Source organism: Cupriavidus sp. BIS7, from assembly GCF_000292345.1.
Lineage (GTDB): Bacteria > Pseudomonadota > Gammaproteobacteria > Burkholderiales > Burkholderiaceae > Cupriavidus.
Genome location: NZ_ALOU01000072.1, coordinates 1 through 25,728 on the forward strand (window position 1 = coordinate 1; position 25,728 = coordinate 25,728).

Genomic DNA, 25,728 nt, shown 5'->3' on the forward strand with positions numbered 1-25,728 from the left:
ACTTTTGGGGGTCAGTTCAAAGTGGGAGAGGGGAGCCACCCCGTCCACCGTACTGATCAACGCATGATCGGCTTGTAGCGAATACGCTTCGGCTTCGCCGCCTCTTCGCCAAGGCGCTTCTTCTTGTCGGCTTCGTATTCCTGGTAGTTGCCCGGGAAGAACTCCACATGCGAATCGCCTTCGAAGGCCAGGATGTGGGTAGCGATACGGTCCAGGAACCAGCGATCGTGCGAGATCACCATCACGCAGCCGGCAAATTCCAGCAGCGCGTCTTCCAGCGCGCGCAGCGTTTCAACGTCCAGGTCGTTCGACGGTTCGTCCAGCAGCAGCACGTTGCCACCGGCGATCAGCGTCTTGGCCATGTGCAGACGGCCGCGTTCGCCGCCTGACAGCGTACCCACCTGCTTCTGCTGGTCGCCGCCCTTGAAGTTGAAACGGCCGATATATGCGCGCGACGGCGTTTCGTACCTGCCCACGGTCAGGATGTCCGAGCCGCCCGAGATTTCCTCGAACACGGTCTTGGTGCCGTCCAGCGCATCGCGGCTCTGGTCGACGAAGGCCATCTTCACCGTCGGCCCGATCTTGATCTCGCCGCTGTCCGGCTGTTCCTTGCCCGTCAGCATCTTGAAGAACGTCGACTTACCGGCGCCGTTCGGGCCGATGATGCCGACGATGGCGCCCGGCGGCACCTTGAAGCTCAGGTTTTCGATCAGCATGCGATCGCCAAAACCCTTGCTGACGTTGTCGAACTCGATGACCTCGTTACCCAGGCGCTCACCCACGGGGATGAAGATTTCCTGGGTTTCATTGCGCTTCTGGTATTCCTGGCTGTTCAGTTCGTCGAAACGGGCCAGACGCGCCTTCGACTTGGCCTGACGGCCCTTCGGGTTCTGGCGCACCCACTCCAGTTCCTTGTGCAGCGCCTTCTGGCGGGCCGATTCGCTGGCCTCTTCCTGCTTCAGGCGCTGCTCCTTCTGGTCCAGCCACGAGCTGTAGTTGCCCTTCCAGGGAATGCCATGGCCGCGGTCCAGTTCCAGAATCCACTCGGCGGCGTTATCGAGGAAGTAGCGGTCGTGGGTCACGGCCACCACGGTGCCCGGGAAGCGCGTGAGGAACTGTTCGAGCCAGTCCACCGATTCGGCGTCGAGGTGGTTGGTCGGTTCGTCGAGCAGCAGCATGTCAGGACGCGACAGCAGCAGGCGGCACAGCGCCACACGGCGCTTCTCGCCACCGGACAGATTGCCGATCCTGGCATCCCACGGCGGCAGGCGCAGCGCGTCAGCGGCGATTTCCAGCTGCAGCTCGGCGTTATTGCCATCGCTGGCGGCCAGGATTGCCTCGTACTTTGCCTGCTCGGCGGCCAGCGCGTCGAAGTCGGCATCGGGCTCGGCATAGGCGGCATAGATTTCGTCGAGCTTCTTGCGCGCTTCGAACACGCCACCAAGCGCTTCTTCCACGGATTCCCGCACGGTCTGCTCGGGATCGAGTTGCGGTTCCTGCGGCAGGTAGCCGATGTTCAGGTTCGGCATCGGCGTGGCTTCGCCTTCGATCTCCTTGTCGAGACCGGCCATGATCTTCAGCAGCGTGGACTTGCCGGAGCCGTTCAGGCCCAGCACGCCGATCTTGGCGCCGGGGAAGAAGGACAGCGAGATGTCCTTGAGGATGTGACGCTTGGGCGGAACGATCTTGCCCACGCGGTTCATGGTGAATACGTACTGTGCCATGGGGTGCGTGTTCGGTTGGATTGCTGGGAATGGCGGGAGTGTAGCAAACGGGCGGGCGGCACCGGGGCCACACCGGCTGAAATCGGGCATGGCCGGTACAATGGCCGGTTTCGCAGCCGAACCAGATTCGTTTTGAACCCATGAGCAAAGCCGCCCTGACCCTCCGATTCAAGTGCAAGAAGTGCACAAAACCCGTCACGCTGTACCTGCAAAAGACCTCGGCGTGCTCGCACATCCTGCCGTACCAGGGCTTCTGCAAATGCGGCGAAATGATGCGCCACGCGATTGGCGACAAGGATGCCGTCGAGTCGTTCGTGAATTCGGTCGATAACAGCTGGATGCACCACCATCACCATCATCACTGACCAACGTGAATGAAGCGTGGCGCCCGGGCGCGAAAGACCCGATGCGTTTCCTGGGCGGCTATCCGCCCAACGTGCTCGACCAGGTGCGGGCACTGATGGCTGCCGGGCGTCTGGGCGACCATATCGCCCGACGCTACCCTGAGCGCCATACGATCCAGACCGACCGCGCGCTCTACGATTACACCTCGGAAATCAAGCAGGAATACCTGCGCAGCGCGCCGCCACTGCACAAGGTGGGCTATGACGCGCGGCTGGACACGGCACAGCACGCGCTGGGATTGCACACGGCGATCTCGCGCGTGCAGGGCGGAAAGCTCAAGGCCAAGAAGGAAATCCGTGTGGCTTCCCTGTTCAAGGAAGCGCCACCCGAATTCCTGCGCATGATCGTCGTACACGAACTCGCGCATTTGAAAGAGAGCGACCATAACAAGGCGTTCTATCGGCTCTGCGAGTATATGGAGCCGCAATATCACCAGCTTGAGTTCGATACGCGGTTGTTCCTGGCGTGGCGCGAAATGGAGAAAAGCGGCGGCGCGTGATTTGCCGTCCGGTTTCCCCCTGCCCCCGCAAAGCGCCCAAAGCGCCCCCGCATCTCATGCCCGCGTATGACGATGGGTAAAAAGCGACACCCGGGCACAGGATCCGCATCGCAAATCATCAAGAAACTTGCCTCCTTAGCCGATATCGGATTGGATTGGGGCTCTGAAGAGAGAGATCACTTCCAATTCCGCATGGCAGACCGAGAGTTTCTGCTTCCCCGTTGCCAGGTCCCAGGCGTTACAGGTTCGGTTTTCAAGGCTTATGTGTGCAATGACCGGGCGATCAGACAAGCTCGACGCAGCAAATCCGCAAGATTCTGTCAGCCAGCGCTTCCTGAAAGTCTCCGCCGGGGCTTGCCTTGTCATGCTGTTGCTGTCGGCCTGGCTGATTTCCCACCAGTGGCAAGAATTTTCCAGTAGCGACCAGGCCGTCGCAGACTTCCGGATCTTCCGCGCGGCACTGTTGGCCATGGAAAAGGTCTCGGCAGAGCGCGGCCCGATGAACGCGGCACTGGGTGAGGACCTGCCGACGCCAGCGCCGCGCATCGCGGCGCTGCGCCGGGCACGAGTGGAAAGCGATGCCAGCCTGCGCAACCTCGGCGCCGCAATCAAGGCAAGCCACTGCCGGCATTGCGCTGCGCTAGCCGACACGACCACGCGTGCGGGCACCGTGCTTGCCGAAGCACGCAAGCATGCCGACAAGGTCATGCTGCTGCCCCGACCTGCCCGTGCGGCGGAAGCACTCGACAACGTCGTCAACCACATGGCGGACGACATCCCGATCATTGCCGGCATCGCCGATGCCACCATCGAAGATATTGTCAGCGGCGATGCTGCCGTCCTGAACTACCTGCAAATGGCCCGCCTCAGCGCCACCCTGCGCGAACAGGCAGGCCTGCTCGGCTCACGCTTCACGGGTGCGCTCGCTTCGAACCGGCGCCTGACGGAAGCAGAGCAACAGCAGGTTTTCATCAGCAAGGGGCGCGTCGAGCAACTGCGCAGGCTGCTGGCAACGCACGCCAACAACCACCCCACCCTGGCACCCGAGGCAGTACGCCGCGTGGACAACGCCTATGGCGAAGGTGGGCTGGGTTACGTAGCCAGGGTTTACGGCCTGGCAAATCTCCCCGCAGGCGCGCAGGTATCGACCGGCGAATTCGCCGAAAAGTATGTGCCGACCATGAAGCCAATCGTCGAGTTGCGCGACGAGATCCTGGACCAAACCCACACGCGATTACACCGGAACCGCGACATCACGCTAATGCTGCTGATCGGTGCATCGGCTTTTGCATTTGCGCTGCTGGGGATCATGGTCTGGCTGTATTCGCTGTTTCGCCGACGAATCCTGGAACCGTTCTCCGCTGCCACAAAATCGATCCTTGCTATCGCAAACGGCAATCTCTCGGTCGGCGTCCCGCCACCGCGCCACTACCACGGCGAGATTCGCGCGCTGCTCGAGGCCGTTCACACGCTCAAACGCTACAGCGTCGACAGGCAACAGCTGGAACAGGATCGCCAGCGGCTGATCGCCCAGCTGACAACCATGGCGGAGACGGATTCCCTTACACAGCTATTGAACCGCCGTGCGCTGGAAGCGCGGGCTGTTGCGATGTGTGCCGCAGCGGACGCCACCAGGCCGTACCTGGCACTGGTGATGTTCGATATCGACCATTTCAAGCGCATTAACGACACGTATGGGCATATTGCCGGGGATCGGGCATTGGAGATTGTCGGCCGGGTATGCCAGGACGCGTTGCAGGCGCAGGACCTCGCGGCCCGATTTGGCGGAGAGGAGTTTGCCGTGGTTTCTCTGGTGAAGACGGCCGCAGACGCGCTATCGCTGGCGGAGCGGCTGAAGGAGCGACTTGGGGAGATCCGCGTTGAACTGGAAAATGCCCGATCATTTGGCATGACCATCAGCGTAGGGATCGCCGTCGGCCCGCGCGAGGACGTAGGCGACGATCTTTCCGGACTGATCAGGCAGGCCGATGTCATGCTTTATCGGGCAAAGAGAAATGGGCGGGATCGGATCGAGGGGGAGTTAGGGCTGGAGATCGACTAGATGTAGCCCCCCCCGGATTGCAATCCTGATGCAATCCAGAGCCCAAAAGCAAAAAGGCCACGCTTTCGCGTGGCCTTTTCACATGAAACTGGTGCCGGCTGCAGGACTCGAACCCGCCACCTGATGATTACAAATCAACTGCTCTACCTGATGAGCTAAGCCGGCATGTTTGGTGCAGACCGCGATTCTACTGCATGCGGTGCGCTTTGACGATGGCTTATTTGACTACCTTCAGCGAGGGCTTCTTGCCGCCGATGCGCGGTACAGGCGGAGTGGGATCGTCGTCCGAGGGGCCGCCCTCTTCGGTGGTGACAGGAACAGGCGTATCGGCGTCGACCGGGGCCAGCTTCGGCGGGGGATTGTTTTCCCGCTCCGTTGCGGCCTGGGTTTCAGGGATGCTGCGCTCCACCGGGAACGCCATGCCCTGGCCATTCTCTCGCGCATAGATCGCCAGCACATTGTCCACGGGCACGTCGATCTTGCGCGAGACGCCACCGAAGCGCGCGCTGAACGCAATCCACTCGTTCCCCATATCGAGCCCGCTGGTCGCGTCGAAGCTAACGTTGAGCACGATTTCGTTGTTCTTCACGAACTCGCGCGGCACGTTGGTGTTGCCGTCGACGAAGACTGCGATATACGGCGTGAAGCCGTTGTCCGTGCACCATTCGTAAATGGCGCGGATCAGGTAGGGCTTGGTGGATGTTTCAGACATTACGCTTTGCGGTGGCGGCGTCGGATGTGTCTTAGCGACGCATCACCTTTTCAGACGGGGTCAGTGCTTCGATGTAGGCCGGGCGGCTGAAGATGCGTTCGGCGTACTTCAGCAGCGGTGCCGCGTTCTTCGACAGCTCGATGCCATAGTGATCCAGACGCCACAGCAGCGGAGCGATCGCGACGTCGAGCATCGAGAACTCTTCGCCCAGCATGTACTTGTTCTTGACGAAGATCGGGGCCAGTTGCGTCAGGCGGTCGCGGATAGCGGCGCGGGCGCGTTCGTGGTTCTTCTCGGCAGCCTTGCCCTTTTCGTTCTCCAGCACGTAGACGTGCGTGAACAGTTCCTTTTCGAAGTTGAACAGGAACAGGCGGGCGCGGGCGCGCTGCACCGGGTCAGCCGGCATCAGCTGCGGGTGCGGGAAGCGCTCGTCGATGTACTCGTTGATGATGTTCGATTCGTACAGGATCAGGTCACGTTCGACGAGGATCGGTACCTGACCGTACGGGTTCATCACCGAAATATCTTCCGGCTTGTTGAACAGGTCAACGTCACGAATCTCGAAGTCCATGCCCTTTTCAAACAGGACAAGGCGGCAACGTTGGGAAAACGGGCAAGTGGTACCCGAATACAACACCATCATGGTTGGATTCCTTGGGTGTGAAGTACGCCAAATTGATAGAAATTCAGCGAACTTGGCAGCGCTAGTTCAGACAGGGCAAACATTCTGTCAGAACGGCCCATCGAAAAGCAAATTAGTTACAAATACAGGTGTGGCGCCTGATCGACATTCGCGTAAAACGGAAGGGCCGGCGCGGTGCTGCACTGCTGCAACTACCGCGCCGGCCCTTCGGCGTACCGCGTCGGGCTGTTACAAATCGCCCGTCAACGACTCAGGCTTACTTCACATCCTTCCAGAAGGCAGCATTCAGACGCCAGGCAAATACCGTGAAGATGCCGAGGAACAACAGCACCCAGACGCCCAGGCGCTTGCGGTGGCTTTGTTCCGGTTCGGCCATCCAGTTCAGGTAATTCACCAGATCGGCCACGGCCTGGTCATATTCCTGCGTGCTCAGCTTGCCCGGGGTGATCTGCTCGAAGCCCGCGAACTTGTGCACCTTTTCGCCGTGCTCTTCCACTTCGGTGAACTTGGCACTGCGCTGGCCCTGCAGTTCCCACAGCACGTGCGGCATGCCCACGCTTGGGAAGACCAGGTTGTTCCAGCCCGTGGCACGGCCTTCGTCACGGTAGAACGTGCGCAGGTACGTGTAGAGCCAGTCGTTGCCGCGGGCGCGGGCGATGACAGACAGGTCCGGCGGGATTGCACCGAAGAACGTCTTGGCATCCTTCGGCGGCATGGCGATGGTCATCGTGTCGCCCACCTTGTCCGCCGAGAACAGCAGGTTCTGCCGAATCTGATCGTCGGTCAGGTCCAGGCCCTTGAGCCGGTTGTAGCGCATCATCGATGCGCCGTGGCAGTTCAGGCAGTAGTTGACGAACAGCTTGGCGCCTCGCTGCAGCGACGATACGTCGCTCGTGTCCAGCGGTGCCGGCTCCAGCGGATAGCCTCCTTCTGAAGCCATCGCGGGCAGCGCTGCAAAGCATGCGCCGACCAGTGCGAAGATCGAAAGCAACTTTTTCATCTTTTGTCCTTGTCCTCTTGTAGGGTCGCGCGGCGTCTTAGTGCGGATGGAACGTGACGCGCTCCGGCACCGGCTTGAATGTGCCGGCACGGCTCCACAACGGCATGGTCAGGAAGAAGGCGAAGTACAGCAGCGTACCGAGCTGCGACACCTTTTCACCCACCGGCGACGGCGGTTGCACGCCGAGGTAGCCGAGGACCAGGAACACCACCACGAAGACGATCAGGATCGTCTTGTGGAAAGCGGGACGATAACGAATGGACTTGACCGGCGAGCAATCGAGCCACGGCATGAAGAACAGCACGATCACCGAGCCGCCCATCACCAGCACGCCCCAGAACTTGGCGTCGATCTGCCAGAAGCCGAGGGCGAGGATGGCCAGGATCACCACCGAGCCGATCTTGATGCGGTTGTCCTTGCTACGCAGGAACACGATGCCCAGCACGAAGGCGAAGAACAGCCACAGGATCGGCAGGAAGTTCGACGTCGTGGCGCGCAGCATCGAGTAGAACGGCGTGAAGTACCACACCGGCGCGATGTGCGGCGGCGTCTTCAGCGGATCAGCCGGGAAGAAGTTGTTGGCTTCCAGGAAATAGCCGCCCAAATCGGGGAAGAAGAAGATGACGGCCGAGAAGATGATCAGGAAGCCGGCCACGCCCATCAGGTCGTGCACCGAGTAGTACGGATGGAACGGGATGCCGTCGAGCGGTATGCCGTTCTCGTCCTTCTTCGCCTTGATCTCCACGCCGTCCGGGTTGTTGGAGCCCACTTCGTGCAGCGCGATGATGTGCGCCACCACCAAGCCCAGCAGCACCAGCGGTACGGCAATGACGTGGAACGAGAAGAAGCGGTTCAGCGTGGCATCGCTCACCACATAGTCACCGCGGATGAACAGCGACAGGTCCTGGCCGATCACGGGAATCGCCGAGAACAGGTTCACGATCACCTGCGCGCCCCAGTACGACATCTGGCCCCAGGGCAGCAAATAGCCCATGAACGCCTCGGCCATCAGGCACAGGAAGATCAGGCAGCCGAAGATCCAGACCAGTTCGCGCGGCTTGCGGTACGAACCGTACAGCAGCCCGCGGAACATGTGCAGGTAGACGACGACGAAGAACGCCGAGGCGCCCGTGGAATGCATGTAGCGGATCAGCCAGCCCCACGGCACTTCGCGCATGATGAATTCCACGCTGGCGAAGGCCACCGGAATACCAGCGGCGTTCAGCGTGCCGTCCGGCTTGTAGTTCATCACGAGGAAAATGCCGGTGACGATCTGGATCACCAGCACCAGCAGCGCCAGCGAACCGAAGAAATACCAGAAGTTGAAGTTCTTCGGTGCGTAATACTTGGAGAGGTGATCTTCCCAGAGTTGGGTGGCGGGGAAGCGGGCGTCGATCCAACCCAGCAGCCCGGTAGTCTTGACTTCTTTTTCGGCCGCCATGATCAGGCTTCTCCTTTCTCGTCCTTGCCGATCACGATCTTGGTGTCGGTCAGGAACTGGTACGGGGGTACGTCAAGGTTCTGCGGGGCCGGCTTGTTCTTGAAGACGCGGCCCGCCAGGTCGAAGGTCGAGCCATGGCACGGGCAAAGGAAGCCGGGATCGGCGCCAAGCTGGGGATTCGCACCAGCGGGGAACGGGCCGGATGGCGAGCAGCCAAGATGGGAGCAGATGCCGACCACGACCAGCAGGTCCTTGTGGTCGGCGCGGGAACGGGTTTCGTTCTTGCAGTAATCCGGCGTCTTCATCGTGAAGGGGACGTCGGAATTGGGATCGGCGACTTCATGGTCCGTCTGTTTCAGAGATGCCAGCATCTCCGGAGTACGGCGCAGAATCCAGACCGGCTTGCCACGCCATTCCACTGTCATCATTTCACCGGACTTCAACGCGCTGATATCTGCCTCGACTGGCGCACCAGCGGCTTTGGCTTTCTCAGATGGTGCAAATGCACTAACAAACGGTACTGCTACTGCTACGCCTCCTACGCCGCCCGCGACTGATGTCGCGATCAACCAATTGCGGCGACCTTTGTCGACGTTCTTCACGTTCTGCTGGTCACTCATTCCAAACCCCAGGGGATGTCATCAATTGAATCCTGCGTCAACAAAAAATTATACCTGAGGCACATCTGGCGACGATAGGCGAACTACTTATAGCCGACCGCGCTTTTATCGGTCATGGGCGCGCGTTTCCCGCATCCAGACTTGCACTCGAGGGTGCGATGATGCAGTCTTTGTCAAACTCAGACGTTAATCTGGAACAACAAAACGGAGAATAGTCCTATGGGAATGTTGAGCGAGTTCCGAACATTTGCCATGCGCGGCAATGTCATCGACCTGGCAGTCGGTGTCATCATCGGTGCGGCATTTGGCAAGATTGTCGATTCGGTCGTCAATGACCTGATCATGCCGGTGATTGGCCGCATAGTTGGGAAGCTGGACTTTTCCAACATGTTCGTCATGCTGGCCGATCCGCCCGCAGGTGTCCCGCATACGCTCGATGCGCTGAAGAAAGCGGGCGTTCCTGTATTTGCCTACGGCAATTTTCTGACCATCGTGGTCAATTTCGTCATTCTCGCGTTCATCATCTTCCTGATGGTCCGCGGCTTCAACAAGATGCAGATGCGCGAGAAGGAAGCGGAGGCTCCGAAGCCTGTCGAGCCGCCCGAGGACATCGTTCTGCTGCGCGAAATTCGCGACAGCCTGAAGTCCCCGCGCGCCTGAGGCTAAAGATTCCGTCCCGGCTCAGACCGGGTTCGGAATATCGATGAAGGTGTGGCGCAGCCCGAACTGTTGCGCCAGATGATCACCCAACGCACGGATGCCGAAGCGCTCCGTGGCATGGTGGCCAGCGGCCAGATAGGCCACGCCGCTTTCACGCGCCATGTGCGTGGTGGGCTCGGACACCTCCCCACTAATATATAGATCCACGCCCGCGGCCACTGCTGCCGCGAAGTAGCCTTGTGCTCCGCCGGTGCACCAGCCCACCGTGCGGACCATCTGCTCAGGATCACCGATTGCAAGCGGCTCGCGCTCGAGTACCCCGCCCACGTGCGCTGCAAACGCACTGAGCGGCATCGGCTGCGGCAGCGTGCCAGTCCATCCGAGTTGATCGTCGCTGAACCGGCCAGTCGGCGTAATGCCAAGCTGCAACCCCAGTTGCGCATTGTTGCCAAGCTCCGCGTGATTATCGAGCGGCAGGTGATAGGCGAACAGATTGACGTCGGCCACCAGCAGCCGCTTCAGACGTGCATGCTTCTGGCCGATGACGCGGGCATCCTCGTTTTTCCAGAAATAACCGTGGTGCACGAGGATGGCATCGGCGCCAGCTTCGATCGCGGCGTCGAGCAGCGCCAGACTCGCCGTCACGCCAGTGACAATGTGGGTGACCTCGGGGCGACCTTGCACTTGGAGCCCGTTCGGGCAATAGTCCTTGAAACGGGGAACTTCCAGCAGGTCGTTCAAGTACAATTCAAGCTCTTTTGTTTTCATTTCCTGCTCAAAACTCCAATATGTTGCGCCGCTTCTGGCTTTTCTTCGCTCAGGCTGTCACGGTTGTACTGGCCGTGTGGTTCGTCGTGGCCACGCTCAAACCCGAGTGGCTGCAGCGCGGGCGGGTGGCCGTGCAATCGGGATCGCCAATTGTGGCACTGAAGGAAGTCGTGCCCAGCATAGAGGGTTCGGCGGCACCAGGGTCTTACAGCGAGGCGGCCCGACTGGCCATGCCCGCAGTGGTCAATATATTCACCAGCAAGAACGGCTCCAAGCGGTCACCCAACAATCCGCAGGCCGAGGATCCGTGGTTCCGGTTCTTCTTTGGCGATCGGCTGCCGGAGCGCCAGGAGCCGGTATCGAGCCTGGGCTCGGGCGTGATCGTCAGCGCCGAGGGTTACATTCTAACCAACCACCACGTGGTGGATGGCGCTGACGAAATCGAAGTCGCGCTGACCGATGGCCGCAAGGCCAACGCCAAGGTCGTGGGTTCCGATCCGGAGACCGACCTGGCCGTGCTGAAAGTCACACTCAAGGAACTGCCGGCGATTACGCTGGGCCGGATCGAGAACGTGAAGGTCGGTGATGTGGTACTGGCCATCGGCAACCCGTTCGGCGTCGGCCAGACCGTGACAATGGGTATCGTGTCGGCGCTTGGCCGCAGCCACCTGGGTATCAACACGTTCGAGAATTTCATTCAGACCGATGCGGCGATCAACCCCGGCAACTCGGGTGGTGCGCTGGTCGATGCACAAGGAAATCTGCTGGGTATCAACACAGCGATCTATTCGCGCTCAGGTGGTTCGCTGGGCATAGGCTTTGCGATCCCGGTATCGACCGCGAAGCAGGTGATGGAGTCGATCATTTCCACTGGCAGCGTGACACGAGGCTGGATCGGCGTGGAGCCGCAGGATCTGACCCCCGAGATTGCCGAGTCTTTCGGACTCGAGGCCAAGGAGGGCGCGCTGATCGCCGCGGTGGTACAAGGTGGGCCGGCGGACAAGGCTGGCGTAAAGCCAGGCGATGTATTGGTATCCGTCGACAATCAATCGATATCGGATACGACCGCGCTGCTCAATGCGATTGCGCAGTTGAAGCCCGGGGCCGAAGCGAAGATGAAGGTAATCCGGCGTGGCAAGCCGGCGGAAATTACGGTCACGATCGGCAAGCGACCGCCACCGCCGCGCAGGGCAATGCCGCTGGATGAGGAAGAGTAAGCTCGCTGGATAAGTCCAGCTAGTGCACAGTTGATTCGGATGCCGAGATGAAGAGCCCCGTCAGTGATGGCGGGGCTTTTTGTTTGTGTCGTCGTTGTCGATGGGTTGTCGGCGGGTTGACCGAGGAAATCGGTGACATGTCTGGACAAACATGCCCTTGCAACAGCCATTGAGGTGAGCCTCTGCATTGAGGCACCAAACACCCGGCCCTGCAGGACGGCAAGCCAGGCGCCTAGGCAGGTAGGCCAAGTGCAGATTCAAAAAGCCACACCCAAGCCAGGAAAGGAGTGAGGAAACCCGAGCTTGCAGCAGTGATGCCGGAAAACGGCCTCTGGTTCTCCGTGTCCAAGACTCTGCGCCGCACACCAGTTCTACGACGCAAAGCATCGTGCAGCGGCCGAAAAAAACAAAACGCCGACATCCTTTCGGATGCCGGCGTTTTGCAGCCAATCTGAAGCGGGCTTACACCCGCGTCAAATTAGAACTTGTGGCGCAGGCCAACCATGGCGCCGAACTGGTTGTACGAACCCAGCGTCGTGCCGAAGCCCGAACCACCCAGGCTACCCGGGCTAGCCGAAGACGTGCCCAGGGTCGAGCCGTCCTTGTTCTTCGTGTAGGCCAGGTTGAAGTAGGCGTCCGTACGCTTCGAGAAAGCGTAGTCCGTCGACACAACGAAGCTCCACGGATCGGCACCGGTATTGCGGAAGTCTTGGAAGTACGCAGCACCCGTCAGCGACAGAGCCGGGGTCAGCTGGTAACCCATACCCAGCCAGTACAGGTTCGAAACGTTGGCAATCTTGTTCGCACCGTCGACGGTGTTGATACCGCCGGGCAGAACTGCGCCGTCGAAGGCGTGGGCGTAACGGTAACCAGCGAACACCTTGGCCGGGCCGAAGGCGTACGTACCAGCAACCGAAGCGCGGCGGATCTTGGCGCCGTCAGCAGCTGCGATACCAGCGTTGGTTTCGTCATAGATCGCGCCGACCGAGAACGGGCCACCGGTGTACGACAGGCTCGCGCTCATTTCGCGGCCCAGGTGGTAGTTGCCCGGAACTTCGCCGTTGATACCTTGGTAGACCGAAGCCGACGTAGCACCCGTGTTCGTGCCGGTGCTATACAGCAGCGAGCCGGTCAGGCCGCCGAACGTACCGATGTACTTGATCGAGTTGTCGGCACGCGACTGGAATTCCGGAGCCTGAGCCGTGATCGAGTAGTTCGACGAAATGGCCATCGGGTCGTAGGCCAGACCGAAGTCATAGAACGGGGTCTGGTGACGGCCCAGGGTCAGTTGGCCGTATTGGCTACCCATACCCACGAAGGCTTGGCGACCGAACAGACGGTTACCTTGGCCCGACGTACCGGTATCGATGTTGAAACCGCTTTCCAGCACGAAGATACCCTTCAGGCCACCGCCCAGGTCTTCAACGCCACGCAGGCCCCAACGGCTGCCCGACATGCCGCCCGAGTTCAGGCGCACGACGTCGTGGCTGGACGAGCTCGTCTGGGCGTGGTTGGAGTATTCGACGCCAGCGTCAACCACACCGTACAGGGTCACGCTCGACTGGGCATAGGCGCCACCGGCGGCCAGGGCGGCCACGGCAGCAGCAAACAGTTTCATCTTCATATCGACACTTTCCTTGTCAACTGATTGGGAAATCTTGGTTGCCCAAGTGTTTGGGCGACGCATTCACATTCACGTCTGGATCGTATTATGTGTCACCCCCCTTGCTCGCCAGAAGTGTTTTTCGCCGTAAACGCGGTTTACCGACACATCTTGTTGTGATGAAGCAACAGCAATTGGGGAGATTTTCACCAAAATGGTGCAGGAGTCGGCATTCAGATTGATGCCTGCAGGCCGTTAACTAACGGCCTGGAGACTCAGTCCGCCTGGGTTTCACCCTCGGCAGGTGCGCCAAGCGACTGTTTCGAGACGAAGCGGGCCATCAGCAGCCCAAGTTCGTACAGCGCTATCAGGGGTACGGCCAGCAACAGCTGCGACATCACATCCGGTGGCGTAACCACGGCGGCGATGATGAATGCTCCGACGATCACGTATGGGCGGATCTGCTTGAGTTTGTCGAGTTCGACCACGCCGAACTTGACCAGCACAATCACCACCACCGGCACTTCGAACGTGATGCCGAAAGCCAGGAACATCGTCATGGCGAAACTCAGGTACTTGTCGATGTCCGTCGACATGTCCGCGCCAAGCGGCGCGTTGTAGTGCGCCATGAAGTGGAACACGGTCGGGAACACCAGGAAGTACGCGAAGGCCACGCCGCAAAGGAACAGCACGTAGCTGCTCGATACCAGCGGCAGGATCAGTTTCTTCTCGTGCTGGTAGAGACCCGGCGCCACGAATTGCCAGATCTGGTAAAGCACCCAGGGCAATGCCAGCAGGAACGCCACCAGCATCGTCACCTTCATCGGCACGAAGAACGACCCCGTGACGTCCGTGACGATCATGCGTCCGCCCTTCGGCAACGACTGCATCAGCGGCGCCGCGAACAGGTTGAAGATCTGCGGCGCCCAGTAGACCATGGCCACGAAGACAATGATCACCCCCGCCACCGCCTTGACCAGCCGCTCGCGCAGCTCGATCAGGTGGGAGATAAAGGTTTCCTGTTGGGATTCGTCGTTGGGATCTGTGGAGCCCGCCATGCTTACTCGAAGAAGGAACGGTTGCGGCCACTGGCGGGCCGGTGGCGCTTCACGCGGGCAGCGCCGGACTGCACCCACACGCGCGTGTTCTGCTGGCGCTTGAACCAGAGCGGTCGGGCACCCTGCTTGACGCGCCAGCTCTTGCGGCCATTGTGCGTCTTGTGCGCGGCACTCCAGCTCGGCACATAGCCGGCGTCGGAAGACGCCGACGCAGTTGTGCCGCTCAGCGCTTCGTTGAGCGCCTGGGTATGCTCGCTGACTTCCTTGTGGATGGACTGTTCGACGTCGCGCGCGGCGTTTTCGAATTCGGTGCGCATCTTGCGCAGCTCATCGAGTTCCACCTCGCGGCTGACTTCGGCCTTGACGTCGTTGATATAGCGCTGCGCGCGGCCAACCAGCGCGCCAACAGTCCGCGCCACTTTCGGCAAGCGCTCGGGGCCGATCACGATCAGCGCCACGGCGCCGATCAGTGCCAGCTTGGAAATGCCGAGATCGATCATGCGAACATCAGAACAGGGACACGGGAATGGCGAGCCGTCGCAACGCACGTGGCGACGGCAGCCGCAAGAGTGACAGGCAAGGAGGTTACTGTCAGCCGATTACTGCTGACGCGACTTTTCCTTGGCTTCAACGTCGATGGTGGTGGAATCGCGCAGTTCCTTGGCCGGAGCTGCCGGCTCGTCGGTGTTGCCTTCCTTCATGCCGTCCTTGAAGCCCTTCACCGCACCGCCCAGATCCTGGCCGATATTGCGCAGCTTCTTGGTACCGAATACGAGCATGACGATCACCAGCACGATCAGCCAATGCCAAATGCTAAACGAACCCATTTCTTGCTCCTGATAAAGCCGCGGGCGTCAGTGGTCAATGCGCCCGGCCCCGAAATTTCCGTCCATCAAAGGCCACGCCGGGCGACGGTTCCCGACGCGACATCGGGCCACGACACCAGTCGCGGTGTCCCGGCCCGTTCATGCCATGACTACCCCGATCGGATCAGGGTGCCGGCGCCTTCCACTGGTTGCGCGGGCCGCCCATCACGTGGATGTGGAGGTGGAATACCTCCTGTCCACCGTCCGTGCCGGTGTTGATCACCGTCCGGAATCCATTGTGGCAGCCGGCCTGACGCGCCAGTTCAGGCACCTTGAGCATCATTCTAGCAAGCACATCCGATTCGCCGGGCCCGCAATCGGCCAGTGAATCGACATGTGACTTTGGAATCAGCAGGAAGTGTACCGGCGCTTTGGGATGGATATCGTGAAACGCCAGCAGTTCTTCATCCTCATACACCTTGTTCGCAGGAATCTGGCCGGCCACGATCTTGCAGAAAATGCAATTGTCCTGGGATTTCATTGAGTTCTTGTTGCAGTATGTCCTGACAATCCCGGGGAATGCTCGAACGTACTGGCCCCCTTCTTCATTAGACGACTCAGAACTGCTCGTCCGGATACATTGGCTTGCGGTCGTTCAGGTACAGCCAGCCCTTGACGATACGATACAGCATCCACAATGACAGGACACTCCACAGGCCGATCGCGAACGGAAACAGCAATACCGTGAGGAACATGCAGCCGCCCACCAAAAACCAGACGATGGACCACCAGAATGTGCGGATCTGCCATGCGAAGTGCGAAGCGTAGAGCGTGCCACGCGTGTCATCGCGCTTGACATAGTTGACGATGATTGCGATCAGCGCGGTGATACCACCGGTAAACCAGTGGACGGCGTAAAGCGCATAAAGAATATGCGTGAGCTTGCGCAATCCATCGAGCTTGTCCGCGTCTGCGGTCGTCGTGACTTGCGAGGTGTAGTCCGTCGCCATCGTGGCCTCCAACATTAAGCCGTGCCCGGACCGTTCCGGGCGGCGTGACTCTTATCCTACTCTTTGCGGCTTGCCTTCTCGACCAGGCCGGACATCCCTTCGCGGCGCGCCAGTTCATTGACGACGTCTTCGGGCGTCTTGCCGAAGTGCGCCAGCAGCACCATCGAGTGGAACCACAGGTCGGCCACCTCGTAGACCACCTTGTTCACGGCGTCATCGGTCAGATTGGCGGCGCGCGCGTCCTTGGCGGCCATCACGGTCTCGGTGGCTTCCTCGCCGATCTTCTTGAGGATCGCGTCGTCACCCTTCTTGAACAGCTTGGCGACGTAGGATTTCTCCGGGTCGCCGCCGTTCTCGGGCTTGCGAGATTCCAGCGTGGCCGCCACGCGCGCCAGCACGTCGGCCTGGGAGAGATTGCCGCTCATGGCTTGGCCGCGTAGATCGTGGAGGGATCCTTGAGCACCGGCTCGACGGTCTGCCAGTCGCCGGACTCCACATCGCCATCGAACTTCTGGAAGAAACACGAGTGACGGCCAGTATGGCAGGCGATGCTGTCGATCTGCGTGACCTTGAGCAGCACCACATCCTCGTCGCAATCGAGACGAATCTCATGCACCTTCTGCACGTGGCCGGATTCCTCGCCCTTGTGCCACAGGCGCTTGCGCGAGCGCGACCAGAACACGGCCTCGCCCAGTTCCACGGTGCGCTGCAGTGCATCGCGATTCATATACGCGAACATCAGCACATCATTGGAACCTGTTTCCTGGACGATCACCGGCACCAGGCCGTTGTCGTCCCACTTCACCTTGTTCAGCCACTTCTTCGCCATGATCACATCCGGACGGGAATGCCCTCTCGGGCCATGAATGCCTTTGCTTCGCCAACGGTGTGCTGGCCGTAGTGGAAAATGCTGGCCGCCAGCACGGCATCGGCGTGTCCCAGGCGGATGCCGTCGGCCAGATCCTGCAGGCCGCCGACCCCTCCCGAAGCAATAACGGGCACCGGCACCGCGTCGCTGACAGCGCGCGTCAATTCGAGGTCGAAGCCGCTCTTCGTGCCGTCACGGTCCATGCTGGTCAGCAGGATCTCGCCTGCGCCGCGGCGCGCCATCTCGCGTGCCCATTCCACCGCATCAAGGCCGGTGGCCTTGCGCCCGCCGTGCGTGAACACTTCCCAGCGCGGCGGCTCGCCCGGCGCCGAACTGCGCTTGGCGTCGATAGCCACCACGATGCATTGCGAACCGTACTTGCCCGTGGCGTCGGAAACCAGCTGCGGATTGGCGATCGCGGACGAATTCACGCTGATCTTGTCCGCGCCGGCGTTGAGCAGCCGCCGCACATCTTCCACGGTGCGCACGCCGCCACCGACCGTCAGCGGGATGAACACCTGCGAAGCCACCGCTTCGATGATGTGCAGCATGAGGTCGCGGCCGTCGCTGGTGGCCGTGATGTCGAGAAATGTGATTTCATCAGCACCCTGCTCATCGTAGCGACGCGCGATTTCGACGGGATCGCCAGCGTCGCGCAGTTCGACGAAATTGACACCCTTGACCACCCGCCCGTTGGTCACGTCCAGGCAGGGGATGATACGTTTGGCTAGCATGAGATTCCTTGCCTGCCGCCGCCCGCGAGGGCAGCGGCTGGTTGTGGCACGCGAAGGTAGATTACTCCGCGCCCAGCTTGTCCGCGTGCGCCTGGGCGGCCGCGAAATTCAGGTCGCCCGAATAGATCGCACGGCCGCAGATCACGCCTTCCACGCCCTCGCCTTCCACGGCGCAGAGCTGGTCGATATCGGCCATGTTCGACAGGCCGCCGCTGGCGATCACCGGAATCGACATCGACTGGGCCAGCTTGACGGTGGCGTCGATGTTGATGCCCTGCAACATGCCATCACGGCCGATGTCGGTGTAGATGATCGATTCCACGCCGTAGTCTTCGTACTTGCGCGCCAGGTCCACCACTTCGTGGCCGGTCAGCTTGCTCCACCCGTCAGTGGCCACCTTGCCGTCCTTGGCATCGAGACCGACGATGATGTGGCCGCCGAATGCCGAGCAGGCGTCCTTGAGGAAGCCCGGGTTCTTCACGGCTGCCGTGCCGATGATCACGTACGACAGCCCATCATCGAGCCAGCGTTCAATCGTGTTCAGGTCGCGGATGCCGCCGCCCAGTTGCACGGGGATCTCATCGCCAACCTCGGCAATGATGGCCTTGATGGCAGCTTCGTTGCGGGGCTTGCCGACAAACGCGCCGTTCAGGTCGACCAGATGCAGGCGACGCGCGCCCTGGTTGACCCAGTGGCGTGCCATGGCGGCGGGATCTTCGGAAAAGACGGTGGCCTGGTCCATGTCGCCTTGTTTGAGGCGTACACACTGACCGTCCTTCAGGTCGATGGCCGGAATGAGCAACATATGCGTGACGAGCGTGGTGGTTGTGTAAAAAGGAAAATGGCAGCGATGCCGGCGCCGGGCGCCGGCTTTCAGGTCATGTCAGGTTGGCAGTGGATATGCGCAGTCTGGTCGGTGGCTCTGAACGATGTGACGATCGCTGGATAGTATCTGTGGCGCTTCTGGTAACAGGTGCTTCTGACGCTTTACGGATTCCAGTGCACGAAATTCCGGTATAGCTGCAAACCCATCGCGGCGCTCTTCTCCGGGTGAAACTGTGTGGCGAAAATATTATCGCGTGCCACCGCACTGGTAAACACGACGCCGTACTCAGTTTCACCGGCGATGTGGGCCGGGTCCTGCGCGTGCACATAGTAACTGTGCACGAAATAGAACCAGCTGCTGTCGGGAATGCCATTCCACAGCGGATGCGGCTTCACCTGGCGCACGCGGTTCCATCCCATCTGCGGCACCTTGTAGCGCGAGCCGTCCGGCTGCGTCATGCCTTCCAGTTCAAATCGAATCACTTCACCGGGCATCAGTCCCAGCGCCGGCGTGCTGTCCGCGCCTGCACGAGCTTCGCGGCTCAGGTCGAACAGCATCTGTTCTCCAACGCACACACCGAGCATCGGCTTGTTTGCTGCGGCTTCCAGCACGGCGTCCTGCAGGCCGGAACCGCCGAGCGCGCCCATGCAGTCTGGCATCGCTCCCTGCCCCGGCAACACCACGCGGTCAGCCGCGCGGATTGCTTCGGGCCGGTCCACCACCTGGACATCCGCTTCCGGTGCCGCGGCGCGCAGCGCCTGCGCTACCGAGCGCAGGTTGCCCATGCCGTAATCCACAATTGCTATGGTAGTCATGATTTCAAAACAGGCAACAATGTCTTCAGCCCGTCCACAATGAATTCAACGGCCAGCGCCGACAGGATCAAACCCATCAGGCGCGTACCGATATTGATTCCCGTCTGGCCGATCACCCGTGCGATAGGGTCCGCCGCGCGGAACGTCACGTACACCACTGCGCCGAGCAGCACGCCGATGCCAACCAGGATCAGCAACTGGTACCAGTGCTGTGTCTTGCCTGCATAGACGATCACCGTACTGATCGAGCCCGGTCCGGTCAGCAGCGGCAGCGCCAGCGGCACCACGGCGATGCTGGCCTTGGCCTCGGCTTCGTCCTCTTCCTCGGGCGTGGCCTTGGTGCGGCTGGTCTGCGCGTTCAGCATGTTCATGGCCATCATGACCATGAGCAGTCCGCCCCCCACTTCCAGCGACGCCACCGAGATATTGAAGAACTCGATGATCTGCTGCCCGAGCAACGCCGACACCGCCACGACGATCGCCACCGAGATCGACGCGGTCTTGATCGTCCGCAGCTTCTCGGCCTCGGTCTGCTGGCTGGTCAGGCTGATGAAGAACGGGATCGCCCCGATCGGATTGATCAGCGCCAGCAGCGAGATGAAGGACTTCAGCGTATCCATCGGTTGCGGGAGTGTCGGTGGTATTCAACGGGCGCCGCAACCAGCCGGCACGCCTACAGAGTGGTGCGTGAAAGCGTCTCGCTCAGAGGGTGCCCTTGGTCGATGGAATCGTGTTTGCCGCGCGCGGGTCCAGTTCCACCGCCATGCGCAGCGCACGCCCGAAGGCCTTGAACACCGTTTCGCATTGATGGTGGGCGTTGATGCCGCGCAGGTTGTCGATATGGAGCGTCACGCCGGCGTGATTGACGAAGCCGCGGAAGAACTCGATCGTCAGGTCGACGTCGAAGCTGCCCACGCGCGCCCGCGTGAACGGCACGTGGAACTCCAGGCCCGGACGGCCCGAGAAATCGATCACCACGCGCGACAGGCATTCGTCCAGCGGCACATAGCTGTGCCCATAGCGCGTGATGCCCTTCTTGTCGCCGATGGCGCGTGCCACGGCCTGGCCCAGCGTGATGCCGACGTCCTCGACCGTGTGGTGATCGTCGATGTGGGTGTCGCCCGTGGCCTCGACCTCGAGGTCGAACATGCCATGGCGGGCGATCTGATCGAGCATGTGGTCAAGGAACGGCACGCCGGACGCCAGCTTCTGGCGACCGGTGCCGTCAAGATTCAGCGAAACGCGGATTTGCGTTTCCGAGGTATTGCGGGTGACCTCTGCAACACGCATGGTGGGGTTAATCCTGCAACGAAGCGTTGAACGCCTCAAGAAACTGCGCGTTTTCTTCCGGGGTGCTGACCGTCACGCGCAGACAGTTGGCCAGCAATGCGTGCATTTTACTCACGTTCTTGATCAATACCTTCCGCGCCAGCAGGCGATCGAACGTCTGTGCAGCATCCGGCACGCGGACCAGCAGGAAGTTGGCGGCGCTCGGGAACACCGTCACGCCCGGCATTGCGGCCATTGCATCCGCAAGTTTCGACCGTTCGGCGCGCAACTGGGCGGCCTGATCGTCCAGCACGGCTACGTGTTCGAGCGCGAACAGCGCGGTGGCCTCGGTCAGCACGTTGACGTTGTACGGCGGACGCACCTTGTCCAGCTGCGACAACCATTCCGGCGCGCCGGCCACGTAGCCGAGGCGGATGCCGGCCAGACCAAGCTTTGACACCGTGCGCATGACCAGCAGGTTGCCAAATTCCGTCAGGCGCGGCATCCAGCTTTCCTGTGCGAACGGCTGGTAGGCCTCGTCCACCACCACCAGGCTCTGGCACACCTCGCCCTGCGCGGCGCGCACGATCGCTTCCATGTCGGCCGCGTCGAACAGGTTGCCGGTGGGGTTGTTCGGGTAGGCCAGGTAGATGATCGCCGGCTTGTGCTCCGCCATGGCCGCCAGCATCGCCGCGCGGTCCAGCGTGAAATCCGCGCGCAGCGGCACGCCCACGAACTCGAGGCCCGCGAACTGCGCCGACATCGCATACATGACGAAGCCCGGCACGGGTGCCATTACCTTGGCGCCCGGCTTCGCGGCGGCCAGCGCCAGCATGCTGATGATCTCGTCGGAGCCATTGCCAAGCAGGACGTCCATGCCGGCCGGCACGTGCATCACTGCGCGCAGCTTGGCGCGCAGCGCTTCACTGCTCGGCACCGGGTAGCGGTTCAGCGCAACCTCGCCGAGGCGGGCAGCAAGCTGTGCACGCAGATCGGGCGGCAACCGGTACGGATTCTCCATCGCGTCGAGCTTCACCAGTCCGTGAGACTCGGGCACGTGGTAGGCGCCCATGGCGCGCACGTCGTCACGGATGATGCGTTCGATCAGGGATGGGTCTACGGCTGACATGATGGTCCTCTAGTTCACAGCAATCCAAAAATACCTACCTGGAAACCGTTTCAGAGTGAAGCGAAGCGGTTCTGGCTAGGCGCGCGGCCGCAGACAGTACACCAGGTACGGCCAGGCCGCGCAACGACGCCAGAATCAGACTGAAACGGTTTCTAGCGTTTGAAGCGATATTCCGCACTACGTGCATGCGCCTGCAGGCCTTCGCCGTAGGCGAGTTCGGCGGCGATCTGCCCCAGCATCTGCGCGCCGTTCTCGCTGACCTCGATCAGGCTCGAACGCTTCTGGAAGTCATAGACGCCCAGCGGCGACGAGAAGCGCGCGGTGCGCGAGGTGGGCAGCACGTGGTTCGGGCCGGCGCAGTAGTCGCCAAGCGATTCGCTCGTATAACGGCCCATGAAGATGGCGCCCGCATGGCGGATCTTCTCGCTCCACTGGCGCGGATTCTCGGCGGAGATCTCGAGGTGCTCGGGCGCGATTGCGTTGGCGATCTCGCAGGCCTCGTCCATGTCGCGTACCTTGATCAGCGCGCCACGGCCCGACAGCGAAGCCGCAATGACCTCGCGACGCGGCATGGCCGGCAGTTGGCGCTGGATGCTTTCTTCCACGCGGCTCAGGTACGCCGCATCCGGGCACAGCAGGATCGACTGCGCAAGCTCGTCATGCTCGGCCTGCGAGAACAGGTCCATCGCCACCCAGTCCGGATCGGTGGTGCCGTCGCAGATCACAAGGATTTCCGACGGGCCGGCGATCATGTCGATGCCGACCGTGCCGAACACGCGACGCTTGGCTGCCGCCACGTAGGCGTTGCCCGGGCCGACGATCTTGTCGACCTGCGGCAGCGTGGCGGTGCCATATGCAAGCGCGGCCACGGCCTGTGCGCCGCCGATCGTGTACACACGATCGACACCGGCGATCTGCGCGGCTGCCAGCACCAGTTCGTTGCGAACGCCACCCGGCGTCGGCACGACCATGATCACTTCCTTGACGCCGGCCACGCGCGCCGGAATCGCGTTCATCAGCACCGACGACGGGTAGGCAGCCTTGCCGCCGGGCACGTACAGGCCCACGCGGTCAAGCGGCGTCACCTTCTGGCCCAGCATCGTGCCGTCGGCCTCGGTGTATTCCCAGCTATGGCTGCCGCATTCGATCTTCTGCTTCTCGTGGTACGCCCGCACACGTGCCGCTGCGGCTTCCAGCGCGGCGCGACGCTTCGGCTCCAGATCTTCGAGCGCGGCTTCGAGTTCGGCCGGCGACAGTGCCAGCGCCGCCATCGACGACGCTTCCACGCGATCGAAGCGGCGCGTGTATTCGAGCACGGCATCGTCGCCGCGGCGACGCACGTCGGCCAGGATGTCGGCGGCGGCACGGTCGATCGCTTCGTCTTCGGAAGCCTCGAACGCCAGCACCTGGCGCAGCGACGCGGCGAAGCCGGTCTCGCTAGAGTCCAGCCGGCGGATCGACAGGTTTTCCATATCGGTATCGTTCATGACATCTTTCCTCACGGGATTCTGCTTGCTGCCGCCTCAGGCGAGCGCCGCGGAGGCCCGTTCAAATGCGTCGAGAATCGGCGCCAGCCGTTCCCGCTTGAGCTTGAGTGCCGCCTGGTTGACCACCAGCCGCGACGAGATCTGCACGATCTCCTCCACCTCGACGAGGTTGTTGGCGCGCAGCGTGCTGCCGGTGCTGACCAGGTCGACGATCGCGTCGGACAGGCCCACCAGCGGGCCAAGCTCCATCGAACCGTAGAGCTTGATCAGGTCCACGTGCACGCCCTTCTTGGCGAAATGCTCGCGCGCGGTCTGCACATACTTGGTGGCCACGGCCAGGCGCGCGCCCTGGCGCACGGCATTGGCGTAATCGAAGCCGGCCGGCACAGCCACCGACATACGGCAGCGCGCGATGTTCAGGTCGATCGGCGCATAGAGGCCGGCCATGCCATGCTCCATCAGCACGTCCTTGCCGGCCACGCCGAAGTCCGCCGCGCCGTACTGCACGTAGGTCGGCACGTCCGATGCGCGCACGATGATCACGCGCACGGCCGGATCGGACGTAGGCAGGATCAGCTTGCGCGAAGTCTCCGGGTCTTCGGTCACCTCGATGCCGGCGGCAGCCAGCAGCGGCAGGGTTTCCTTGAAGATGCGGCCCTTGGACAGTGCCAGCGTGAGCTGGTTGGGCGATGCATTGAAAGCGGGGCTCATCGTAGATTCTTCTGCAGTGTTCTGGGGGCGGCTTGGCGTCTTGTCGTTCGTATCCGGCGTCGCGCTCAACTGATGCGCTGGATCTTCGCACCAACGGCAGACAGCTTGTCTTCCATGCGGTCGTAGCCACGGTCCAGGTGATAGATCCGGTCAATCACGGTCTCGCCTTCTGCTACCAGGCCCGCGATCACGAGGCTGGCCGATGCACGCAGGTCGGTGGCCATCACGCTGGCGCCGGACAGGCGCGGCACGCCGGTCACTACGGCCGTATTGCCTTCCGCGGTGATGTTGGCGCCCAGACGGTTCAGCTCCTGCACGTGCATGAAGCGGTTCTCGAAGATCGTCTCCGTGATGCGCGCCGTGCCATCGGCCACGGCATTCAGCGCCATGAACTGCGCCTGCATGTCGGTCGGGAAAGCCGGGTATTCGGACGTGCGGAAGTTCACGGCCTGCGCGCGCTGCGGCATGGCCAGGCGAATCCAGTCGTCGCCGGTTTCCACGTTGGCGCCGGCCTCACGCAGCTTGATCAGCACGGCATCGAGAATCAGCGGCGGAATGTCGCGCAGCACGAGGTCGCCGAGCGTAGCCGCGGCCGCGCACAGGAACGTGCCCGCTTCGATGCGGTCGGCCACGACCTTGTGCTGGGCGCCGTGCAGGCGCTCAACGCCATGAACGACGAGGCGGTCAGTGCCGATGCCTTCGATCTGCGCGCCCATCTTGACGAGCAGTTCGGCCAGGTCGGTCACCTCGGGCTCGCGCGCGGCGTTCTCAAGCACGGTCTCGCCTTCGGCCAGTGTGGCGGCCATCAGCAGGTTCTCGGTGCCCGTCACGGTGATCATGTCCGTGACCACGCGTGCGCCCTTCAGGCGGCTGGCGCGGGCATGGATGAAGCCGTGCTCGATATTGATCTCGGCGCCCATCGCCTGCAGGCCCTTGATGTGCTGGTCCACCGGGCGTGCGCCGATGCCGCAGCCGCCGGGCAGCGACACGCGTGCCTCGCCGAAGCGCGCCACCAGCGGCCCCAGCACGAGGATCGACGCGCGCATCGTCTTCACGAGTTCGTACGAAGCCTCGGGCGAGCTGATGTCGGCGGCCTGCAGCGTGGCAACGCCGTTGGTCATCTCGGCCTTCATGCCCATCTCGCGCAGCAGCTTGAGCATCGTGCGCGTGTCCTGCAGGTCCGGCACGTTGCCGATGGTGACGGTGTCGGCGGTCAGCAGGCCCGCGCACAGGATCGGCAGCGCGGCGTTCTTGGCGCCCGAGACGCGGATTTCTCCCTTGAGCGGCCCGTTACCCTGTATTTGGAATTTGTCCATGTTCTGTCAGTTGATCCGGCCGGGCACACGCCCGTCCGGCAAGGTTGTTCTGTTGTGCAGCGCGCCAGTTACTGGCTGCCTGCCTGCCATTCGGCCGGGGTCAGCGTTTTCATCGACAGCGCGTGGATCTCCGCGCGCATGCGATCGCCCAGCGCCGCGTACACACGCTGGTGCCGCTGGATCAGGCGTTTGCCATCGAATTCAGCGCTCACGATCGTGGCGAAGAAGTGCTGGCCGTCGCCTTCCACTTCCAGATGTTCGCAGGGCAATCCTTGGGCAATGTAATCCCTGACTTGTTCCGGTGTAGGCAGCATGTCTGTCTCTTGTTGAATCCGTTGGGGCGGC

General features: G+C 61.7%; 31 protein-coding genes and 1 tRNA gene. 5 read left to right on the plus strand and 27 right to left on the minus strand.

The features are described from left to right. Positions 1-56 precede the first annotated feature (56 nt). The gene (gene ettA / locus B552_RS0122735; protein ID WP_019451361.1) at positions 57-1,724 is read right to left on the minus strand and encodes an energy-dependent translational throttle protein EttA; all 1,668 of its coding nucleotides are present in this window, start codon (positions 1,722-1,724) and stop codon (positions 57-59) included. Positions 1,725-1,864: 140 nt separating this feature from the next. Between ettA and B552_RS0122740 the strand changes: the two genes are divergently transcribed. Then, positions 1,865-2,089, plus strand: a complete 225-nt coding sequence (locus B552_RS0122740; RefSeq protein WP_019451362.1) for a hypothetical protein — start codon at positions 1,865-1,867, stop codon at positions 2,087-2,089. Between the two features lie 41 nt (positions 2,090-2,130). Continuing rightward, positions 2,131-2,628, plus strand: coding sequence for a M48 family metallopeptidase (locus B552_RS0122745; protein WP_019451363.1), 498 nt, complete (start codon positions 2,131-2,133; stop codon positions 2,626-2,628). Between the two features lie 135 nt (positions 2,629-2,763). Here B552_RS0122745 and B552_RS29285 read toward each other — a convergent pair whose 3' ends face one another. Next, entirely contained in the window at positions 2,764-3,099 is a 336-nt protein-coding gene (locus B552_RS29285) for a hypothetical protein (protein WP_237718330.1), read from the minus strand. Positions 3,100-3,298: 199 nt separating this feature from the next. Between B552_RS29285 and B552_RS0122750 the strand changes: the two genes are divergently transcribed. Continuing rightward, positions 3,299-4,690: a diguanylate cyclase gene (locus tag B552_RS0122750; protein WP_237718332.1), complete on the plus strand. Its 1,392-nt coding sequence runs from the start codon at positions 3,299-3,301 to the stop codon at positions 4,688-4,690. 89 nt (positions 4,691-4,779) lie between these two features. Here the strand turns inward: B552_RS0122750 and B552_RS0122755 are convergent. The 6 genes from B552_RS0122755 to petA form a co-directional block, all read right to left on the minus strand. Then, a tRNA-Thr gene (locus tag B552_RS0122755) sits at positions 4,780-4,855 on the minus strand. Between the two features lie 52 nt (positions 4,856-4,907). Beyond that, on the minus strand, positions 4,908-5,402 hold the full coding sequence (locus tag B552_RS0122760; RefSeq protein ID WP_019451365.1) for a ClpXP protease specificity-enhancing factor: 495 nt from the start codon (positions 5,400-5,402) through the stop codon (positions 4,908-4,910). Between the two features lie 31 nt (positions 5,403-5,433). Further along, complete coding sequence (locus tag B552_RS0122765) at positions 5,434-6,045, minus strand: glutathione S-transferase N-terminal domain-containing protein (RefSeq protein ID WP_008643086.1); 612 nt, start codon at positions 6,043-6,045, stop codon at positions 5,434-5,436. Positions 6,046-6,301: 256 nt separating this feature from the next. Then, positions 6,302-7,045: a cytochrome c1 gene (locus tag B552_RS0122770; RefSeq protein WP_019451367.1), complete on the minus strand. Its 744-nt coding sequence runs from the start codon at positions 7,043-7,045 to the stop codon at positions 6,302-6,304. A 37-nt stretch (positions 7,046-7,082) separates the two neighbouring features. Beyond that, positions 7,083-8,486 (minus strand): cytochrome bc complex cytochrome b subunit, encoded by a 1,404-nt coding sequence (locus B552_RS0122775; protein WP_019451368.1) that lies wholly within the window; start codon positions 8,484-8,486, stop codon positions 7,083-7,085. Between the two features lie 2 nt (positions 8,487-8,488). After that, positions 8,489-9,106 carry a ubiquinol-cytochrome c reductase iron-sulfur subunit gene (gene petA, locus B552_RS0122780; RefSeq protein ID WP_026035957.1) on the minus strand — a complete coding sequence of 206 codons (618 nt, stop codon included), beginning with the start codon at positions 9,104-9,106 and terminating at the stop codon, positions 8,489-8,491. 219 nt (positions 9,107-9,325) lie between these two features. Here petA and mscL point away from each other — a divergent pair, with 219 nt between their 5' ends. Continuing rightward, positions 9,326-9,766 carry a large conductance mechanosensitive channel protein MscL gene (gene mscL / locus B552_RS0122785; protein WP_019451370.1) on the plus strand — a complete coding sequence of 147 codons (441 nt, stop codon included), beginning with the start codon at positions 9,326-9,328 and terminating at the stop codon, positions 9,764-9,766. A 21-nt stretch (positions 9,767-9,787) separates the two neighbouring features. Here mscL and B552_RS0122790 read toward each other — a convergent pair whose 3' ends face one another. Continuing rightward, positions 9,788-10,534 carry a Nif3-like dinuclear metal center hexameric protein gene (locus B552_RS0122790; RefSeq protein WP_026035958.1) on the minus strand — a complete coding sequence of 249 codons (747 nt, stop codon included), beginning with the start codon at positions 10,532-10,534 and terminating at the stop codon, positions 9,788-9,790. A gap of 20 nt (positions 10,535-10,554) precedes the next feature. Here B552_RS0122790 and B552_RS0122795 point away from each other — a divergent pair, with 20 nt between their 5' ends. Then, the gene (locus B552_RS0122795) at positions 10,555-11,751 is read left to right on the plus strand and encodes a Do family serine endopeptidase (RefSeq protein WP_019451372.1); all 1,197 of its coding nucleotides are present in this window, start codon (positions 10,555-10,557) and stop codon (positions 11,749-11,751) included. A gap of 478 nt (positions 11,752-12,229) precedes the next feature. On the opposite strand, the gene B552_RS0122800 is transcribed toward B552_RS0122795, so the two are convergent. From B552_RS0122800 to B552_RS0122885, 18 genes are all read right to left on the minus strand, one after another. Further along, positions 12,230-13,375: a porin gene (locus tag B552_RS0122800; protein WP_019451373.1), complete on the minus strand. Its 1,146-nt coding sequence runs from the start codon at positions 13,373-13,375 to the stop codon at positions 12,230-12,232. A gap of 254 nt (positions 13,376-13,629) precedes the next feature. Continuing rightward, entirely contained in the window at positions 13,630-14,412 is a 783-nt protein-coding gene (gene tatC, locus B552_RS0122805; protein WP_019451374.1) for a twin-arginine translocase subunit TatC, read from the minus strand. 2 nt (positions 14,413-14,414) lie between these two features. Further along, positions 14,415-14,912, minus strand: coding sequence for a Sec-independent protein translocase protein TatB (tatB, locus tag B552_RS0122810; RefSeq protein WP_019451375.1), 498 nt, complete (start codon positions 14,910-14,912; stop codon positions 14,415-14,417). 99 nt (positions 14,913-15,011) lie between these two features. Continuing rightward, positions 15,012-15,239, minus strand: coding sequence for a Sec-independent protein translocase subunit TatA (tatA, locus tag B552_RS0122815; protein ID WP_008643065.1), 228 nt, complete (start codon positions 15,237-15,239; stop codon positions 15,012-15,014). 163 nt (positions 15,240-15,402) lie between these two features. Next, the gene (locus B552_RS0122820) at positions 15,403-15,759 is read right to left on the minus strand and encodes a histidine triad nucleotide-binding protein (RefSeq protein ID WP_019451376.1); all 357 of its coding nucleotides are present in this window, start codon (positions 15,757-15,759) and stop codon (positions 15,403-15,405) included. Positions 15,760-15,835: 76 nt separating this feature from the next. Next, the gene (locus B552_RS0122825; protein ID WP_019451377.1) at positions 15,836-16,228 is read right to left on the minus strand and encodes a membrane protein; all 393 of its coding nucleotides are present in this window, start codon (positions 16,226-16,228) and stop codon (positions 15,836-15,838) included. A gap of 56 nt (positions 16,229-16,284) precedes the next feature. After that, on the minus strand, positions 16,285-16,653 hold the full coding sequence (locus B552_RS0122830) for a phosphoribosyl-ATP diphosphatase (RefSeq protein ID WP_019451378.1): 369 nt from the start codon (positions 16,651-16,653) through the stop codon (positions 16,285-16,287). Continuing rightward, positions 16,650-17,057 carry a phosphoribosyl-AMP cyclohydrolase gene (gene hisI / locus B552_RS0122835; protein WP_026035959.1) on the minus strand — a complete coding sequence of 136 codons (408 nt, stop codon included), beginning with the start codon at positions 17,055-17,057 and terminating at the stop codon, positions 16,650-16,652. Before hisI ends, B552_RS0122830 begins: the two co-directional genes overlap by 4 nt. Before the next feature lie 2 nt (positions 17,058-17,059). Beyond that, a complete protein-coding gene (hisF, locus tag B552_RS0122840) occupies positions 17,060-17,830 on the minus strand; it encodes an imidazole glycerol phosphate synthase subunit HisF (protein WP_019451380.1) in 771 nt (256 codons plus the stop codon). A gap of 61 nt (positions 17,831-17,891) precedes the next feature. After that, complete coding sequence (gene hisA / locus B552_RS0122845) at positions 17,892-18,635, minus strand: 1-(5-phosphoribosyl)-5-[(5-phosphoribosylamino)methylideneamino]imidazole-4-carboxamide isomerase (protein WP_026035960.1); 744 nt, start codon at positions 18,633-18,635, stop codon at positions 17,892-17,894. 182 nt (positions 18,636-18,817) lie between these two features. Then, on the minus strand, positions 18,818-19,471 hold the full coding sequence (gene hisH / locus B552_RS0122850; RefSeq protein WP_035880216.1) for an imidazole glycerol phosphate synthase subunit HisH: 654 nt from the start codon (positions 19,469-19,471) through the stop codon (positions 18,818-18,820). Further along, positions 19,468-20,091 (minus strand): YchE family NAAT transporter, encoded by a 624-nt coding sequence (locus B552_RS0122855; RefSeq protein WP_019451383.1) that lies wholly within the window; start codon positions 20,089-20,091, stop codon positions 19,468-19,470. Before B552_RS0122855 ends, hisH begins: the two co-directional genes overlap by 4 nt. Before the next feature lie 82 nt (positions 20,092-20,173). Continuing rightward, a complete protein-coding gene (hisB, locus tag B552_RS0122860; protein WP_019451384.1) occupies positions 20,174-20,761 on the minus strand; it encodes an imidazoleglycerol-phosphate dehydratase HisB in 588 nt (195 codons plus the stop codon). Positions 20,762-20,768: 7 nt separating this feature from the next. Then, positions 20,769-21,869 (minus strand): histidinol-phosphate transaminase, encoded by a 1,101-nt coding sequence (hisC, locus tag B552_RS0122865; RefSeq protein WP_019451385.1) that lies wholly within the window; start codon positions 21,867-21,869, stop codon positions 20,769-20,771. A gap of 152 nt (positions 21,870-22,021) precedes the next feature. Further along, complete coding sequence (hisD, locus tag B552_RS0122870; protein WP_019451386.1) at positions 22,022-23,356, minus strand: histidinol dehydrogenase; 1,335 nt, start codon at positions 23,354-23,356, stop codon at positions 22,022-22,024. A 36-nt stretch (positions 23,357-23,392) separates the two neighbouring features. Continuing rightward, positions 23,393-24,067: an ATP phosphoribosyltransferase gene (gene hisG / locus B552_RS0122875; RefSeq protein WP_019451387.1), complete on the minus strand. Its 675-nt coding sequence runs from the start codon at positions 24,065-24,067 to the stop codon at positions 23,393-23,395. Between the two features lie 65 nt (positions 24,068-24,132). Next, positions 24,133-25,383: a UDP-N-acetylglucosamine 1-carboxyvinyltransferase gene (murA, locus tag B552_RS0122880; protein WP_019451388.1), complete on the minus strand. Its 1,251-nt coding sequence runs from the start codon at positions 25,381-25,383 to the stop codon at positions 24,133-24,135. Between the two features lie 68 nt (positions 25,384-25,451). Further along, the gene (locus B552_RS0122885; protein WP_026035961.1) at positions 25,452-25,697 is read right to left on the minus strand and encodes a BolA family protein; all 246 of its coding nucleotides are present in this window, start codon (positions 25,695-25,697) and stop codon (positions 25,452-25,454) included. Between the last annotated feature and the right edge of the window lie 31 nt (positions 25,698-25,728).

Excerpts from the sequence above, each read along its gene's own strand:
- tatB (WP_019451375.1), bottom strand. The coding sequence starts at position 14,912 with ATGATCGATCTCGGCATTTCCAAGCTGGCACTGATCGGCGCCGTGGCG.
- B552_RS0122820 (WP_019451376.1), bottom strand. The coding sequence starts at position 15,759 with ATGAAATCCCAGGACAATTGCATTTTCTGCAAGATCGTGGCCGGCCAG.
- B552_RS0122800 (WP_019451373.1), bottom strand. The coding sequence starts at position 13,375 with ATGAAGATGAAACTGTTTGCTGCTGCCGTGGCCGCCCTGGCCGCCGGT.
- B552_RS0122855 (WP_019451383.1), bottom strand. The coding sequence starts at position 20,091 with ATGGATACGCTGAAGTCCTTCATCTCGCTGCTGGCGCTGATCAATCCG.
- hisA (WP_026035960.1), bottom strand. The coding sequence starts at position 18,635 with ATGTTGCTCATTCCGGCCATCGACCTGAAGGACGGTCAGTGTGTACGC.
- B552_RS0122825 (WP_019451377.1), bottom strand. The coding sequence starts at position 16,228 with ATGGCGACGGACTACACCTCGCAAGTCACGACGACCGCAGACGCGGAC.
- hisI (WP_026035959.1), bottom strand. The coding sequence starts at position 17,057 with ATGGCGAAGAAGTGGCTGAACAAGGTGAAGTGGGACGACAACGGCCTG.
- B552_RS0122770 (WP_019451367.1), bottom strand. The coding sequence starts at position 7,045 with ATGAAAAAGTTGCTTTCGATCTTCGCACTGGTCGGCGCATGCTTTGCA.
- B552_RS0122830 (WP_019451378.1), bottom strand. The coding sequence starts at position 16,653 with ATGAGCGGCAATCTCTCCCAGGCCGACGTGCTGGCGCGCGTGGCGGCC.
- murA (WP_019451388.1), bottom strand. The coding sequence starts at position 25,383 with ATGGACAAATTCCAAATACAGGGTAACGGGCCGCTCAAGGGAGAAATC.
- B552_RS0122790 (WP_026035958.1), bottom strand. The coding sequence starts at position 10,534 with ATGAAAACAAAAGAGCTTGAATTGTACTTGAACGACCTGCTGGAAGTT.
- ettA (WP_019451361.1), bottom strand. The coding sequence starts at position 1,724 with ATGGCACAGTACGTATTCACCATGAACCGCGTGGGCAAGATCGTTCCG.
- tatA (WP_008643065.1), bottom strand. The coding sequence starts at position 15,239 with ATGGGTTCGTTTAGCATTTGGCATTGGCTGATCGTGCTGGTGATCGTC.
- hisG (WP_019451387.1), bottom strand. The coding sequence starts at position 24,067 with ATGAGCCCCGCTTTCAATGCATCGCCCAACCAGCTCACGCTGGCACTG.
- mscL (WP_019451370.1), top strand. The coding sequence starts at position 9,326 with ATGGGAATGTTGAGCGAGTTCCGAACATTTGCCATGCGCGGCAATGTC.
- hisB (WP_019451384.1), bottom strand. The coding sequence starts at position 20,761 with ATGCGTGTTGCAGAGGTCACCCGCAATACCTCGGAAACGCAAATCCGC.
- petA (WP_026035957.1), bottom strand. The coding sequence starts at position 9,106 with ATGAGTGACCAGCAGAACGTGAAGAACGTCGACAAAGGTCGCCGCAAT.
- hisH (WP_035880216.1), bottom strand. The coding sequence starts at position 19,471 with ATGACTACCATAGCAATTGTGGATTACGGCATGGGCAACCTGCGCTCG.
- B552_RS0122760 (WP_019451365.1), bottom strand. The coding sequence starts at position 5,402 with ATGTCTGAAACATCCACCAAGCCCTACCTGATCCGCGCCATTTACGAA.
- B552_RS0122775 (WP_019451368.1), bottom strand. The coding sequence starts at position 8,486 with ATGGCGGCCGAAAAAGAAGTCAAGACTACCGGGCTGCTGGGTTGGATC.
- B552_RS0122885 (WP_026035961.1), bottom strand. The coding sequence starts at position 25,697 with ATGCTGCCTACACCGGAACAAGTCAGGGATTACATTGCCCAAGGATTG.
- tatC (WP_019451374.1), bottom strand. The coding sequence starts at position 14,412 with ATGGCGGGCTCCACAGATCCCAACGACGAATCCCAACAGGAAACCTTT.
- B552_RS0122745 (WP_019451363.1), top strand. The coding sequence starts at position 2,131 with ATGCGTTTCCTGGGCGGCTATCCGCCCAACGTGCTCGACCAGGTGCGG.
- B552_RS29285 (WP_237718330.1), bottom strand. The coding sequence starts at position 3,099 with ATGGCCAACAGTGCCGCGCGGAAGATCCGGAAGTCTGCGACGGCCTGG.
- B552_RS0122765 (WP_008643086.1), bottom strand. The coding sequence starts at position 6,045 with ATGATGGTGTTGTATTCGGGTACCACTTGCCCGTTTTCCCAACGTTGC.
- B552_RS0122795 (WP_019451372.1), top strand. The coding sequence starts at position 10,555 with ATGTTGCGCCGCTTCTGGCTTTTCTTCGCTCAGGCTGTCACGGTTGTA.
- hisF (WP_019451380.1), bottom strand. The coding sequence starts at position 17,830 with ATGCTAGCCAAACGTATCATCCCCTGCCTGGACGTGACCAACGGGCGG.
- B552_RS0122740 (WP_019451362.1), top strand. The coding sequence starts at position 1,865 with ATGAGCAAAGCCGCCCTGACCCTCCGATTCAAGTGCAAGAAGTGCACA.
- hisC (WP_019451385.1), bottom strand. The coding sequence starts at position 21,869 with ATGTCAGCCGTAGACCCATCCCTGATCGAACGCATCATCCGTGACGAC.
- hisD (WP_019451386.1), bottom strand. The coding sequence starts at position 23,356 with ATGAACGATACCGATATGGAAAACCTGTCGATCCGCCGGCTGGACTCT.